Origin of the sequence: Paenibacillus medicaginis, assembly GCF_042138635.1 — a bacterium.
GTDB classification, from domain to species: Bacteria; Bacillota; Bacilli; order Paenibacillales; family Paenibacillaceae; genus Paenibacillus; species Paenibacillus medicaginis.
This window is the reverse complement of the sequence record NZ_JBHIRY010000021.1, coordinates 71,054-83,952: the sequence shown is the minus strand read 5'-3', so window position 1 is coordinate 83,952 and position 12,899 is coordinate 71,054. Positions and strand designations below refer to the sequence as shown.

Below are 12,899 nucleotides of genomic sequence, written 5' to 3'. Positions count from 1 at the left end.
GCGCGTTTGTTATTTAGTGGGGTGAATGGCTACAACCGGTCAAATATGCTCAGGGCGTCTGCCTGTGTGTAAATATAAGGCGAGTCGGGTTCAGCTGCAGGTGTAATTTTGGCTGCCCGGATCTCAAGTCTCTCCACATCTTCATTTGCCGCCACATGCAGTATTCCTTCCACTCTGACCCAGGAATCCCTGGCCAGCTTCGGTGCATGCTCTGCCTCAACCATGATGCCAAACGGGGAGGCATCTGCCGGGCAGCACATGACCAGGAATCGTCCGATGGTGAAGATCACGTCATTCCCCATCTCCTTGTCTTTATACACAAAACCTGTAATGGATATCGGCTTCCCCTCGAACTCATGCTTATATAAATCGAGGGCACCGATCGTCTCTGAAAAAATTTTCTCATGGACGATAATTTTCGGCTCTAAATACAAACGTTTGGCAAGCTCGGCAAATTCCGTATTGTATTTATCCGGCGGCATAAATCTTTCGTCCAGCGATCTCAAGACCGTTTCTTGTTCGTTCTTCATTGTCGCTTCTTGCCGCAGAGCCTGGGAGGAGTCAGCCTTTTCCTTACGGCGAAGCTCCTGACCGGGAAGTGAGTAGGACATGCCCTTCTTCGCGGCCATTTCGCTGCCCAGGGATTTGTCCGGCAGCAAGCCGCCGAGCAGAAGAGGCAGGACAAAGAGTCCGTATACAAAGATTTTTTTGATTAAAGTATCCGGAAGGGCATGCTCACAATTACAAAGATCCCCTGACCGGCCGGCAGCTCCATGAATTCCCAGCCCGAGGGCGATAAACAGCAGAGGAACAGGGCAGCACAGCAGCAGAAGCTGCATATGTGGAGCAAGGTAATATTTGAGCGCGTCCGTGTGGTTCAGATGTATGATGTAGACGGCCAGACCGGCCATCAGCAGCGAGCGCAGCAAGTAGTGCATTCGTATGGAGAGAGAAGAATTCATCACCGATTCACCTCCTTAGAATTGAACAATTCCGTTCACAATGACAGAGCCCGCAAACACAAGCAGGATGATAAGTGCTCCAATCCCGATGACAAACCGGAGACGGAACGTGCTTAGCATCATCAGCGTACCCTTAAAGTCAAGCATGGGGCCTAGCACCAGAAAGGAAACAAGCGGTCCAACTGCAAAGGAGTGGACAAACGCCGAGGCGACAAAGGCATCTGAAGTCGAACAGAGCGAAAGTACATAGGCGAAGCCCATCATAAACCCATAAGAAAGCAGCGGTCCGCTGCCCATGGCCAGCAGGTCGTCGTGCTGGATGAAGGACTGAATGGCCGCCGTCAGCAAACAGCCGATGATCAGGTATTTCCCCATATCGATCAGTTCATCCCCGGTGTGCACAAAAAAACTAGTCCATGTTCGTTGATGACGATGCTTGGACGCCTCATGCCCATGAGCCGAACAATGCTGTAAGGAGCGCTTAAGTGGATCGCTTTTGACAAAAACGCACACAAGAAGCCCTGTTATCAACGCTACTGCGCAGGCAAGCCCAAACCGGGCCGCGACAATGCCGGGCTGATCCGGAAAAGCCATCACCGTCGCGGCCAACACAATGGGGTTAATGATCGGTCCGCTCAGAATGAAAGTGATAGCAATATGCGCAGGCATCCCTTTCCGCATCAGGCGGCGTACGACCGGAATCAGCCCGCATTCACAAATGGGGAGCAGTATGCCGAGCAGAATGGCAAACAGAACACCGGCAAACGGATTGGAGGGCATCAGGCGGCGCACCCATTCCTCAGACACAAACAACAGTACCAGAGAAGACAGCAGTACACCGGCCAGCATAAAAGGAAGAGCTTCCAGAAAAAGGCCCATAAAGATGGTTTTCATATGCTGAAGCGCACTGGATTTGAGCATGGACAGCCAATGCGGGCTAAAAATGACAATGACGGGAATGGCAAAGGCGGAGGACAGGAACAGGGGCAGCATTTTAAAGAGCATGGTTTTCGGCATCTTCCGTCTCCTTTGCAATGTGATCTTGAAGACATTGTATGCTTGTCCGCCTCAGAACAGAATACCCGTCCGGACTGAGGCTTTTTCCATATAGATGAATATACTGTTTTTGAATGTACAAAAACTAAATTGGACTGGAGGGGAGCACATGGATCAGGCGAATGGGCGGATGGAGCGGCAGCAGACGTTTTCCCGGCAAAATTTAGTGATACTCGTCTTGTTTTTGCTGCTGATCGTTATTCTTTTCGTTTTTTGACATTTGGGCACGGCAGAACATAAATATTGCGGGCTGGCTGGACATTCATCCATGCGTTAAATGCCCGTGGGTCATATAGTATGTTGTGAAGTATTTCTGGCAGCAGGTGGCTCCCAATGAAGAAAATTGTGCAGCATTCTGCAAAGGAGGTGATCCAATGAGCTGCACAAGAGGAGCTTGTTATCCTTTTTTCACTTCCACTGGCGTAATTCTGGTACTGTTTATCCTGCTTGTAATCATTTCCCGTACATTCTTTATCTGAGTTTAGTTAAGAGCAACCTTGTATTTTTGGAGAGGCTCCCGGTGCTCCGGGGGTCTATTTGTTGCATTGAAGTGGCCATGCAAACGAGCAGGGGCTGCTGAATATACTGAGCGTAAATGGGCCAGTAGTGCATTGATAAGCATGTACGAGGTGGAGGTGATAACGATGCGGAAAGAAGCGCTCGAGGCGGCCAAATGTCTGATTCGGAAGGACTTCCCCAACTGCTCGCTTGCTGTGCTGGGAGGCAGTGTGATAAGGGATCAGGCTACGCCTTACTCTGATTTGGATATTGTCATTTATGACGACAGCCAGGAGCTTCCTTTTCGGAGAACCATTATGACTTTCGGTTGGATTACGGAGCTGTTTATGCTGAATTCATCGTCCTACCGTGAGCTATTTGACGTGGGAATCCACGGAGGAAATCCCACGCTGCAACGGATCATAGCGGAGGGAGAGGTCATCCGTGCCGTTGACGATGGGCTTGATGTTCTTGAGGAAGCATGTGCTGACCTGGATTACGGACCCATGCCCTGGGGGGATTACGAGCTGGATCTGGCCAGATATGAAATTACGGAGCATATTCAGGATTTGAAAGGAAGCGTGCAGATCTGTGAAACCTGGTTTGTGGCAAGCAGGCTGAGCGAAGCGCTGTGCAGGTTGATACTCAGAGCGAACAATCAATGGATCGGGGAAGGAAAGCATTTAATCCGCAACCTGCGCGGATTCGATGCAGAGAAGGGAGCAGCCCTTGAGGCAGCCCTTGAGGAGCTGTACAGGAATGATTCCATAGAGCAGCTCATTACGCTCAGTCTCCAATGGCTGGAACCGTATGGCGGTCCCTTGCTTGAAGGATTTGAAGAATACTGATCTCAGCTTGCAGTCCAAAAAAGCCCCGGTTGCCGGGACTTTTTTTCGTAATTGACGGATGTTTCGCATTAACACCATACAGAACGAGTGATGATTACCAATAGAATGAACAGAACCAGAATGGCGCCTGTGGAAGTGAAGAGTCCGTTACACCCAACGCCCATGAGTTTTCGCTCCTTTCTTATCTAAAGTCTTATTACCAGAAGTATCCTGGATAGCCATAGCCGTAAGGAACCTGGTTTCCGTAGCCGTAGGGAGCATACCCGCCATACCCGCCGCCATATCCACCATACCCGCCATAGGCATATGGAGCTGTGCCGATAGCAAGGAGGTCAAAAAGCACGAGAGGCAGGATGGCAGAGGTTTTCACTTTTTTGTTCGTATTGGCTACATAGAGTTTATTGCCGCTGATTCGCACAAGTTTGCCTTGCACGATGCTTCCGTCCTTTCTCAGGGCATACACCTGCTTGCCCACAAGCTTGCGGACATCGCTTTTGCGGACTGCCGCTTTTGACATATGAGTCACCTCCGGTGTTGAGTCGTTATTCGCTTGGTTGTTTATTAAGTAACGGAATATTCTATGGATTATATCCACCCGGTGCCTGTATGTTGTCCTATATGAGAGCAATTGGACTTATCCCCCTCGTCAAACGGTTGACAAATAGAGTAAGGGTGTTTATATTAATCGTAATAATTACAATTTAAAAAGGAGCAGTGATTATGGATCACAAAAGGGTGCCTGTCACCGTTTTAAGCGGCTATTTGGGCTCAGGGAAAACAACAGTATTAAATCATGTTCTGAACAACCGGGAAGGCATGAAGGTGGCGGTCATCGTGAATGATATGAGTGAACTAAATATCGACGCCCGCCTGGTTAAAGGGGAAGCGAATTTGTCCCGTACCGAAGAAAAGCTGGTGGAGCTGTCCAACGGCTGCATTTGCTGTACGCTGCGCGAGGATTTGCTGCTGGAAGTAAACAAGCTTGTGCAGGAAGGGGATTTTGATTACATCCTGATTGAATCGACCGGGATATCTGAACCGGTGCCGGTTGCCCAGACTTTTACATATGCGGATGAAAGCTTGAACATCAGTTTGTCAGATGCAGTCAGGCTGGATTGTATGGTTACGGTGGTTGATGCATACCGGTTCTGGCATGATTTCGCGTCAGGGGAAAGCCTGTTGGAACGAGGTGAAGCGGCTGGTGCTGAAGATACAAGAGATGTCGTTGATTTGCTGATGGACCAGATTGAAACCTGTGACGTACTGCTTCTTAACAAATGTGATCTGGTGGAAGAGGAAGAGCTGAACAAACTGGAAGAAATGATGCGGAAGCTTCAGCCGACAGCCAAAATCATTCGTACCCTCAAAGGTCAGGTTGAGCCTTCCGAGATTCTGAATACAGGACTGTTTGATTTTGAACGGGCTAGCCAGTCCCCCGGCTGGATTCAGGAGCTCGACAAGGATAGCCATACTCCTGAAACGGATGAATACGGCATCAGTTCGTTTGTGTACCGCCGAAGAAGAGCGTTTCATCCGGCACGTTTGGCTGATTATCTCGGCAAATGGCCCGCAGAGGTTGTACGAGCCAAGGGCCAGATGTGGATTGCGGTCGAGCAGGACTGGGCGGCGAGCTTCAGCCAGGCCGGACCCTCCATTCAATTCGGGCCCGCTGGAGCCTGGCTGGCAGCATTTTCGTGTGAGGAGCAGGAAGAGGTTTTTCGCAGCTATCCTGAGGCAAGGCTTGCATGGGATGACAAATGGGGGGATCGATTGAACGAATTTGTGATGATCGGGATCGGTATGGACCGTAAAGCCATTGAGCAGCATCTGGATGCCTGCCTGTTAAATGAAGAAGAAATGGCCATGAATTGGGCTTCCTTCGACAATCCTCTCCCGTGGCTGCCGGAAGAGAAAGGATAGCAAAAAGTAATAATTACTGATAAAATAAATATCGTCATAAGCTGCTGAAGCTGGCACTGTACAGTTTCTGCATTAGGGAAAGGACGATATGCCATGACAGAGCACAAGCACGAGCATAAACAAAGCCATGAAGCCATGGTTCAGGATATGATTCATATCATGTCACAGCACGGCTGGCGCATCACCGAGCAGCGGAAGAAGCTTGCCGAAATATTTGCCAAGGCGGATGGTTATTTGTCACCCAAGGATGTCTATGATCAAATGACGGTTAACTATCCAAACGTAAGCTTTGATACCGTGTACCGCAATCTGCGCTTATTGAGCGAGATGGGCGCCCTGGAACAGTTTTATTTTATGGATGGCGGTTTGAAATTTCGTGCGAGCTGCACAGAACACCATCATCACCATCTGATTTGCGTTAATTGCGAAAAGACACTTACCTTTGATTACTGCCCTATGGAGCAGTCTCTTCACCTGCCGGGTTCCTTCAAGATTATGAACCACAGGTTCGAGGTGTACGGTGTCTGTGAAGAATGCCAGAATCCAAACGCCAAGTCGTAAAGAAGCTGTGCTTGCCTGGCTTCTTTTTTGCGGGATTTTAAATAGGTTGACGCGGTGTGTAAGCGGGTGTTAAACTGATTCGTACGTAAAAATTACATTTAAGCAGAAAGTATTATTTTTTTTAACATAGATCGTAATATTTACAGGAATATTGAATGGCTGGAAAGGAAGCGAATTTGTATGCTTTTGGCATCATTACAGAATGTCGTGTTTGGTTATAACGATGTTCCGGGACTTGAGGATGCAAGTATTGAAATTTATGCGGGCGAGTTTGTTGCTATCACCGGACCAAACGGGGCGTCCAAGTCGACGCTGCTGAAGCTGCTGCTCGGGCTGCTGCAGCCATGGAAGGGCAAGGTGTTTCGCTCTCCGCTCAATGCTGAGGGCAAGAAGCTTGTGATCGGATATGTGTCACAGCAGATCGCGGCCTTTAATGGAGGGTTTCCCAGCACAGTTCTGGAGTTCGTCCGTTCAGGCAGATACACGAAGGGCTCCTGGCTGCGCAGAATGACGGAAGAAGATCATAAGCAGACGGAGAAGGCCTTGCGGCAGGTTGGTATGTGGGGCCTGCGATACCGGAGAATCGGTGAACTGTCCGGAGGGCAGAAGCAGCGGATCTGTATTGCGCGGGCACTCGCCCAGGAGCCGGATCTGCTCATTCTGGATGAGCCGACTACCGGTATGGACCAGCAAAGCCGCCACGGCTTTTATGAATTGATGCATCACCAGGTAAAGGCGCACGGTAGAACCGTCGTTATGGTGACTCACGGACTTTCGGAGGTTCAGGGTTACCTGGACCGCATCATCGAGCTGCAAAGAAAGGAGGAGGGCGGATGGAAATGTTGCACTACGACTTCATGCAGCGGGCATTTTACGCCGGTGGGATAATTGCGCTGCTGGCATCGGTGCTTGGCGTCTACCTGATGCTGCGCAGGCAGGCGTTGATGGCGGATATGCTGTCCCACGTCTCGCTGGCCGGTGTGGCAGCCGGAGCCTATCTGAAGCTGAATCCGACCTTGAGCGGTTTTGCGGTTGCGGTTCTGGGGGCGATCATCGTGGAATATGTACGACGCTCCTATAAAACCTACAGTGAAATATCCGTCGCCATCATTATGGTAGGCGGGCTTTCGACAGCTGTTATTCTGATGAGCCTCAACCAGAGTGTCAACAAAAGCTTTACGTCCTATTTATTCGGTTCGGTCGTGGCGGTTAATGCAACAGAGCTTAAATTGATGTTTTTTGTAGCCGCTGCCGCTGCGGTATTCTTCATTCTTTTCAGACGTCCGCTGTATCAGATTACGTTTGATGAAGAAACGGCGAAAACGAACGGGCTGCCGGTTAACTGGATTTCGTTTGGCTTTAGCATCCTGACCGGGATGGTCGTGGCGGCTGCCATGCCGATCGTTGGTGTACTGCTCGTCTCATCGCTGATCGTGCTGCCGGCGGCACTGGCTATACGGATCGCTCCCAGCTTCACGACAGCCATCTTTCTGGCGATGGGGATCGGCCTGATTGGCGTTTTCACTGGCCTGACCGCCTCCTATGAATTCAGCACACCGCCTGGAGGCACGATTGCTTTCGCCCTGCTGCTGCTGTTGATTCTGGGAACGGGTATCAAGCGGCTGGTTCTGAAGCTGGCCAAGCTCAAATCGGCCGGCAATCCGGAAGATCAGGCCAGAATTCATGAGCAGGTTACAAATTTCACCAAAGACGTGCCTGAGCAGTGAAGTTAGCTGCTCCGCCACGATAGAATCATAAGATGGGAGAGAAAGTTTTGAACAAGAGGTTTGCAAAAACATGGATGGTTAGTGCGGGATTGGCGCTTGTCTTGGCAGGCTGCGGCTCCGGTGCGGACAGCGCGACCTCCGGTTCCGGAAATCATGCGGAGACGGAAGCGGACGGCGGCAAGCTGAATATTGTAACGACAATTTACCCGATGTACGAGTTCAGCAGACAAGTGGCCGGGGATCATGCCAATGTAACAGCCCTGGTGCCTGTCGGCACGGAGCCTCATGATTGGGAGCCAAGCGCCAAGGACATGGCACAGATTCAGGATGCGGATGTCTTTGTATACAACGGCATTGTGGAGACCTGGGTGGAAGATGCGCTGGCCAGCACGAATAACGATCAGCGTATTGTAGTGGAAGCCTCCAGCGGTATAGATCTAATGGAAGGAACGGAGGCAGAGCATGCTGAGGAAGGTGGGGAACACGATCATGCCAACGAGACAGAGGAACACGCGCATGAGGAAGAAGGCCATTCCCATGATTACGCGCTGGACCCTCATGTATGGCTGAGTCCTGTGTTGGCCCAGAAGGAAGTAGAGGCCATCAAGGCGGTGCTGATCCAGGCGGACCCTGTCAATCAGGCCGATTATGAAGCCAATGCGGACGCCTATATCTCCAAGCTTAAGGAGCTGGATCAGGCTTACCGTGACGGTCTTGCGGGCGTAAAAAGCAAAGAATTTGTCACCCAGCACGCCGCATTTGCTTACCTTGCCACAGAGTATGGCCTGACCCAGGTGCCGATCTCCGGCCTTTCGCCCGAACAGGAGCCTTCTCCGGACCAGATGGCACAGATTGTGCAATTTGCTAAGGAGCATCAGGTGAAAACGATTTTTTTTGAAACGCTGGTTGATCCGAAAGTAGCCGAGACCATTGCTTCCGAGATTGGTGCCAAGGCCGCTGTACTGAATCCGTTGGAAGGGCTGACTGAGGACGAGATCAAGAATAATCGTGATTTTCTTACAGTAATGCAGGAGAATCTTAAAGCTCTGACTGCTGCGCTGAATGAATAAAGATGACAAACATATGGAAGGCATTATCGTTTATTTAAAGCATCCAAAAATTCGAGCAGCGTGGTGCCCTCCAATTCATCCAAAAGCTGATCCAGTCGGGTTCGTCTCCTTAAAGAGCCGCTTAGTACGATTTCCAGACGCTGATCTTTATCGACAAGGACAGAATCCACCGTTAATGCATTACAAAGCAAACCTGCGATCACTGCTATTTGCTGTGGGGTTAATTGGGAAATAAGGGGGGGATTGTTTTTATTATTTGCGTTATTATTATTTGCGTTTTTGTTGTTTCTGCACTTTTTCATATTGGCCATCGCTGTTTCCCCCACGTAAGCTCTGTGATCATCCCGGGATAACAATTTCCGCAGGTTCCGGTGACGGTTCCCCGAAAATCAATGCTAAAGCGATAATAATAAATATAACAAGATTAATGCTTCGGGTTGAACTGGCCATTCCGTTCGCCTCCTTTATTTGTTTATTTCTATCTGAAACCAGTGAAATATTTTCCTTATGGAAGGGGAGTGAATCTGTTACTGCCGGAGTCGTGATGCCGGAGCCTACTGAGATGATTGCGGGACGACAAAAATCAGAAAAAACAATATGCTCGTAATCAATATGATGGATATGTCTTTGAAGTTCTCCTGAGCCGTGTTGTCTTCAGTCTGGTCCATGATTTGCCTCCGCTAACGTTCGTTATGCTCTTATTATAAGGGTTTGATTAGAAAAAAGTTCGGGTTCAAGACGGGTCAAGCAAAAAAGGGCGCCGAATTGCTTATCTTCCAAGCCCCTTACCTATTCAGCAGATGAATCTCTGTCAGCCTTCAGCCAGAAAACGGGAGGCCACTGTATTGGGCTCCCGTTTACGCGGTTTTGCAAATTATAATAAATGCTGCTGATTGCGCAGTGTAAGATGAAAAGCAATACTGGTGATCAATTCCATATCATGATTCCGCACGGCTTCCTGGATCCGCTGTTTCTTTTCCTGTTCCGTACCTCTCAAAAATTGCGTCATCCACAACGAAGTATACACTCTATCCGTCATCCTAAGCCCTCCCCCGGAAACATTTGTTATTGTGATTATATATGTACAACCTTAATGAAAAATGTCGGTTGCCTTAAAATCAGCTTAATTTTGTGTAAATTGAAGGTCCCCCCACCTCAATATTCCGTTATTTTTGGGCAAGATCATGGAAGAAACCGTCTTCATCTCCTGCTATACTCAAGCTCGGATGACATATATGCGGGAGGGGAAAGAATGGGCAGCAAGTATCGAATCGCTGTTGCCGGGTGCGGGAGCATGGCGAATGTATGGATGGATTACGTCAGGCAGCGTCCGGATGCGGAGATCGCCGCGCTGGTGGACATCCGCCGGGAAGCAGCTGAAGCCATGAAAGCAAAGCACGGACTTCACTGTCCTGTGTTTACAGATTTGCACGAAGCACTGGAGCAGACGGAGACGAATCTGGTCTTTGACATCACCATTCCGGCAAGCCATTTTGATATCGCTTCGGTGGCGCTGCGGCATGGCTGCCATGTATTTGCCGAGAAGCCGCTCGCTGAAACGATGGAGCAGTGCAGCGAATTGATCAGTCTTGCAGAGCAAGTTAACAGGTCGCACGCCGTGATGCAGAACAGGCGCTTTGATCCCCGTCTTCGAGCGCTCAAAAAGCTGATCGCAGAGGGAACCATCGGCAGGCCTGGGCTTGTATGCGCCGATTTCTTCCTTGCTCCTCATTTCGGGGGTTTCAGGGATGCGATGGACAGCCCGCTGCTGCTGGATATGGCGATCCATACCTTCGATCAGGCCAGATGTATTCTGGAAGCCGATCCCGTAACTGTCTATTGTGAGGAGTTTAATCCTCCAGGCTCCTGGTACAAGGGGAATGCTGCGGCCGTGTGTACTTTTACAATGTCGGACGGCTCCATCTTCAGCTATCGGGGGTCCTGGTGTGCGGAGGGAGCGCCAACATCCTGGCAGGCTTCATGGCGGATTACGGGAGAGAAGGGAACAGCTGTCTGGAATGGGACCGATATGCCCTACGCGGAGGTGGTCAGTCCGGAAGGACAGGCTGAAGGGCAATTCATGAACTGTTATACCCGCATGGAAGGGGACGTAAGCAGTATTCATTTGCCGGAAACATTTCATCACGGCTGTCTGGATGAAATGTTCCGGGCTTTGGATGAGGGGCGTTTGGTGGAGACGGACAGCAGGGATAACCGCTTAAGCATGGCCATGGTGCTCGGCGCACTCGAGAGCGCTAAAAGCGGTCGAAAAGTGGATATTCGGGAGCTGTGAGCCGCTAAAATGAAGCCTGCCCGGTATCGTGCCGGGCAGGCTTTAAATCCGTTTTTCTTACCAGCGACTTCCTGCAGGGGAAGGGCAGGTGGAGGCCTGCAGCTTGGCTTTGATTTCCATCAGGCAACCACACCAGCGGCAAGTGGTGCCGAATTGAAAGGCCTCGCAGGCCCGGCATGCCTGCATGCGCCGCTCGTAATTCTCTTCGGTGGTGAGCTTGATGGAACGGACGCGTGAAACATTGCCGAACAGCTTTGAGATTTCTTCCTCCGATATATGAACGGTTGCGGTGCAGCCCTTGCAAAAGCTGCTGTTCTGCGACATTCCGGATAGTATGGACATGCTGCTCTCCACCTGCCTTTATTTGACGCTCAGCACAACGACTGATGCGGCCGGCAACTTGATGAGCCAGCTGCCATCCACCTGCCGGAAGTCACGGAATTCAGCCGGGGTAACCTGTTCAGGCTCATCGAATGTATTATGGGCGTCCAGACCGGAGGCCTGCAGTATGGTGCCCGAGATCACAGCGGCATCTGTACCGCGCAGTTCACAGCACAGTTGGGCGGAATCCGCATGGTGCAGATTGCAGAGGGAAATATGCATTGTACCCTCGGCGTCCACCGAGGCTGAGGCGCTGATCTGCTCAATCGACTCGCCGTGCATCTCATAGCGCGGCGAATCCAGCGCCATATCCACCCGCTCTGCGCCTTGATGAACCTTGAACATATCGAAAATATGATAGGTTGGAGTCAGGAGCATCCGGTTGCCTTCAGTCAGAATGACGGCCTGCAGCACATTGACCAGCTGGGCGATGTTTGCCATCTGCACCCTGTCATTGTGCTTGTGGAATATGTTCAGGTTCACCGCCGCCACCAGTGCATCACGCAGGGTGTTCTGCTGGTACAGGAAGCCGGGGTTGGTGCCTGGCTCAACGTCATACCAGGTTCCCCATTCATCCACAATGAGGGCGACTTTTTTCTCCGGATCGTATTTGGACATAATGGCGTCATGCCGTTCGATGAACTCATCCATACGTAAGGTCTGCTTGAACGTTTGGAACCATAGCTGTTCATCAAAGCCGGTTGAAGGACCCTTGTTGTTCCATTCGTCGGTCTGGGTTGTATAATAATGCAGGCTGAGGCCGTCCATCAGATGGCCGGCTTCGCGCATCAGCACCTCGGTCCAGTTATAGTCTGCGGTATTGGGCCCGCATGCGATTTTAAATATTTGATTATCTCCATAATTGCGGACGTAAGAAGAGTAGTGGCGGTACAGGTCGGAATAATACTCTGGCCGCATATTACCCCCGCAGCCCCAGTTCTCATTGCCGATGCCGAAGTATTTCAGGGACCACGGTTTTTCGCGGCCGTTTGCTTTACGCCATTCCGTCATGGGCGATTCACCTTCGAAGGTTATGTACTCCACCCATTCGGCCATTTCACGGACGGTACCGCTGCCGACATTGCCTGCGATATATGGCTCCGTATCAATGAGCTCGCAAAAGCGAAGAAATTCATGCGTACCGAAATGATTGTTTTCCACCACACCGCCCCAATGGACATTCACGACTTTTTTACGCTGCTCATACGGTCCTACGCCGTCCTTCCACAGATACGCGTCGGCAAAGCAGCCCCCCGGCCAGCGCAGAACAGGGATTTGCAGGGCGCGCAGCGCTTCGATCACGTCATTGCGCATGCCCTCCGTATTGGGAATGGGGGAGTCATGGCCAACCCAGATCCCTTCATAAATGCAGCGTCCGAGATGCTCGGCAAAATGGCTATACAAGTTGCGGTTGATCGTTCCTTTGTTAATATCTGCGTTAATAATAAGCTTGCTCAAAGCTCTCATCTCCTTTTTAATGTGACCTAAAATGAATGGAGAAAACGATTGCAAAGTAACTCGCAGCAGTAATTAATTTAATAAAAATATTTATGAATAACATATATGCGAATCACATTCCTATC

16 protein-coding genes are annotated in these 12,899 nt (G+C 50.4%); 8 read left to right on the top strand and 8 right to left on the bottom strand.

Annotation, left to right across the window (positions count from 1 at the left end; all coding sequences use genetic code 11):
* Positions 1-29: 29 nt before the first annotated feature.
* Both ACE5LO_RS19255 and ACE5LO_RS19250 read right to left on the bottom strand, forming a co-directional pair.
* Positions 30-962, bottom strand: coding sequence for a TIGR03943 family putative permease subunit (locus ACE5LO_RS19255; RefSeq protein WP_375521651.1), 933 nt, complete (start codon positions 960-962; stop codon positions 30-32).
* Positions 963-977: 15 nt separating this feature from the next.
* Positions 978-1,979, bottom strand: coding sequence for a permease (locus ACE5LO_RS19250; RefSeq protein WP_375521622.1), 1,002 nt, complete (start codon positions 1,977-1,979; stop codon positions 978-980).
* Positions 1,980-2,392: 413 nt separating this feature from the next.
* On the opposite strand from ACE5LO_RS19250, the gene ACE5LO_RS19245 reads away from it, so the two are divergent.
* Together ACE5LO_RS19245 and ACE5LO_RS19240 are read left to right on the top strand one after the other, a co-directional pair.
* Positions 2,393-2,497, top strand: a complete 105-nt coding sequence (locus ACE5LO_RS19245) for a YjcZ family sporulation protein (protein WP_375353472.1) — start codon at positions 2,393-2,395, stop codon at positions 2,495-2,497.
* A gap of 165 nt (positions 2,498-2,662) precedes the next feature.
* Positions 2,663-3,364, top strand: a complete 702-nt coding sequence (locus ACE5LO_RS19240) for a nucleotidyltransferase domain-containing protein (protein ID WP_375521621.1) — start codon at positions 2,663-2,665, stop codon at positions 3,362-3,364.
* Between the two features lie 68 nt (positions 3,365-3,432).
* On the opposite strand, the gene ACE5LO_RS19235 is transcribed toward ACE5LO_RS19240, so the two are convergent.
* Complete coding sequence (locus tag ACE5LO_RS19235) at positions 3,433-3,528, bottom strand: YjcZ family sporulation protein (RefSeq protein ID WP_375521620.1); 96 nt, start codon at positions 3,526-3,528, stop codon at positions 3,433-3,435.
* Between the two features lie 32 nt (positions 3,529-3,560).
* Positions 3,561-3,881, bottom strand: a complete 321-nt coding sequence (locus ACE5LO_RS19230; RefSeq protein ID WP_375521619.1) for a hypothetical protein — start codon at positions 3,879-3,881, stop codon at positions 3,561-3,563.
* Positions 3,882-4,084: 203 nt separating this feature from the next.
* On the opposite strand from ACE5LO_RS19230, the gene ACE5LO_RS19225 reads away from it, so the two are divergent.
* From ACE5LO_RS19225 to ACE5LO_RS19205, 5 genes are all read left to right on the top strand, one after another.
* Positions 4,085-5,284, top strand: a complete 1,200-nt coding sequence (locus ACE5LO_RS19225) for a GTP-binding protein (RefSeq protein WP_375521618.1) — start codon at positions 4,085-4,087, stop codon at positions 5,282-5,284.
* A gap of 93 nt (positions 5,285-5,377) precedes the next feature.
* Positions 5,378-5,845, top strand: a complete 468-nt coding sequence (locus tag ACE5LO_RS19220) for a Fur family transcriptional regulator (protein ID WP_375521617.1) — start codon at positions 5,378-5,380, stop codon at positions 5,843-5,845.
* Positions 5,846-6,025: 180 nt separating this feature from the next.
* Entirely contained in the window at positions 6,026-6,733 is a 708-nt protein-coding gene (locus ACE5LO_RS19215; RefSeq protein ID WP_375521616.1) for a metal ABC transporter ATP-binding protein, read from the top strand.
* Positions 6,679-7,572: a metal ABC transporter permease gene (locus ACE5LO_RS19210; RefSeq protein WP_375521615.1), complete on the top strand. Its 894-nt coding sequence runs from the start codon at positions 6,679-6,681 to the stop codon at positions 7,570-7,572. Before ACE5LO_RS19215 ends, ACE5LO_RS19210 begins: the two co-directional genes overlap by 55 nt.
* 47 nt (positions 7,573-7,619) lie before the next feature.
* Positions 7,620-8,642: a metal ABC transporter substrate-binding protein gene (locus ACE5LO_RS19205; RefSeq protein ID WP_375521614.1), complete on the top strand. Its 1,023-nt coding sequence runs from the start codon at positions 7,620-7,622 to the stop codon at positions 8,640-8,642.
* Positions 8,643-8,665: 23 nt separating this feature from the next.
* On the opposite strand, the gene ACE5LO_RS19200 is transcribed toward ACE5LO_RS19205, so the two are convergent.
* Positions 8,666-8,953, bottom strand: a complete 288-nt coding sequence (locus tag ACE5LO_RS19200) for a hypothetical protein (protein WP_375521613.1) — start codon at positions 8,951-8,953, stop codon at positions 8,666-8,668.
* Positions 8,954-9,516: 563 nt separating this feature from the next.
* Entirely contained in the window at positions 9,517-9,681 is a 165-nt protein-coding gene (locus ACE5LO_RS19195; RefSeq protein ID WP_375521612.1) for a hypothetical protein, read from the bottom strand.
* 213 nt (positions 9,682-9,894) lie between these two features.
* Here ACE5LO_RS19195 and ACE5LO_RS19190 point away from each other — a divergent pair, with 213 nt between their 5' ends.
* A complete protein-coding gene (locus tag ACE5LO_RS19190) occupies positions 9,895-10,935 on the top strand; it encodes a Gfo/Idh/MocA family protein (protein WP_375521611.1) in 1,041 nt (346 codons plus the stop codon).
* A gap of 57 nt (positions 10,936-10,992) precedes the next feature.
* Here the strand turns inward: ACE5LO_RS19190 and ACE5LO_RS19185 are convergent, their stop codons facing one another.
* Both ACE5LO_RS19185 and ACE5LO_RS19180 read right to left on the bottom strand, forming a co-directional pair.
* Positions 10,993-11,277: a DUF6171 family protein gene (locus tag ACE5LO_RS19185; protein WP_375521610.1), complete on the bottom strand. Its 285-nt coding sequence runs from the start codon at positions 11,275-11,277 to the stop codon at positions 10,993-10,995.
* An 18-nt stretch (positions 11,278-11,295) separates the two neighbouring features.
* On the bottom strand, positions 11,296-12,774 hold the full coding sequence (locus ACE5LO_RS19180; RefSeq protein WP_375521609.1) for an alpha-N-arabinofuranosidase: 1,479 nt from the start codon (positions 12,772-12,774) through the stop codon (positions 11,296-11,298).
* Positions 12,775-12,899 lie beyond the last annotated feature (125 nt).

Excerpts from the sequence above, each read along its gene's own strand:
- ACE5LO_RS19195 (WP_375521612.1), bottom strand. The coding sequence starts at position 9,681 with ATGACGGATAGAGTGTATACTTCGTTGTGGATGACGCAATTTTTGAGA.
- ACE5LO_RS19230 (WP_375521619.1), bottom strand. The coding sequence starts at position 3,881 with ATGTCAAAAGCGGCAGTCCGCAAAAGCGATGTCCGCAAGCTTGTGGGC.
- ACE5LO_RS19190 (WP_375521611.1), top strand. The coding sequence starts at position 9,895 with ATGGGCAGCAAGTATCGAATCGCTGTTGCCGGGTGCGGGAGCATGGCG.
- ACE5LO_RS19225 (WP_375521618.1), top strand. The coding sequence starts at position 4,085 with ATGGATCACAAAAGGGTGCCTGTCACCGTTTTAAGCGGCTATTTGGGC.
- ACE5LO_RS19210 (WP_375521615.1), top strand. The coding sequence starts at position 6,679 with ATGGAAATGTTGCACTACGACTTCATGCAGCGGGCATTTTACGCCGGT.
- ACE5LO_RS19255 (WP_375521651.1), bottom strand. The coding sequence starts at position 962 with ATGAATTCTTCTCTCTCCATACGAATGCACTACTTGCTGCGCTCGCTG.
- ACE5LO_RS19240 (WP_375521621.1), top strand. The coding sequence starts at position 2,663 with ATGCGGAAAGAAGCGCTCGAGGCGGCCAAATGTCTGATTCGGAAGGAC.
- ACE5LO_RS19220 (WP_375521617.1), top strand. The coding sequence starts at position 5,378 with ATGACAGAGCACAAGCACGAGCATAAACAAAGCCATGAAGCCATGGTT.
- ACE5LO_RS19245 (WP_375353472.1), top strand. The coding sequence starts at position 2,393 with ATGAGCTGCACAAGAGGAGCTTGTTATCCTTTTTTCACTTCCACTGGC.
- ACE5LO_RS19250 (WP_375521622.1), bottom strand. The coding sequence starts at position 1,979 with ATGCCGAAAACCATGCTCTTTAAAATGCTGCCCCTGTTCCTGTCCTCC.
- ACE5LO_RS19200 (WP_375521613.1), bottom strand. The coding sequence starts at position 8,953 with ATGGCCAATATGAAAAAGTGCAGAAACAACAAAAACGCAAATAATAAT.
- ACE5LO_RS19185 (WP_375521610.1), bottom strand. The coding sequence starts at position 11,277 with ATGTCCATACTATCCGGAATGTCGCAGAACAGCAGCTTTTGCAAGGGC.
- ACE5LO_RS19215 (WP_375521616.1), top strand. The coding sequence starts at position 6,026 with ATGCTTTTGGCATCATTACAGAATGTCGTGTTTGGTTATAACGATGTT.
- ACE5LO_RS19235 (WP_375521620.1), bottom strand. The coding sequence starts at position 3,528 with ATGGGCGTTGGGTGTAACGGACTCTTCACTTCCACAGGCGCCATTCTG.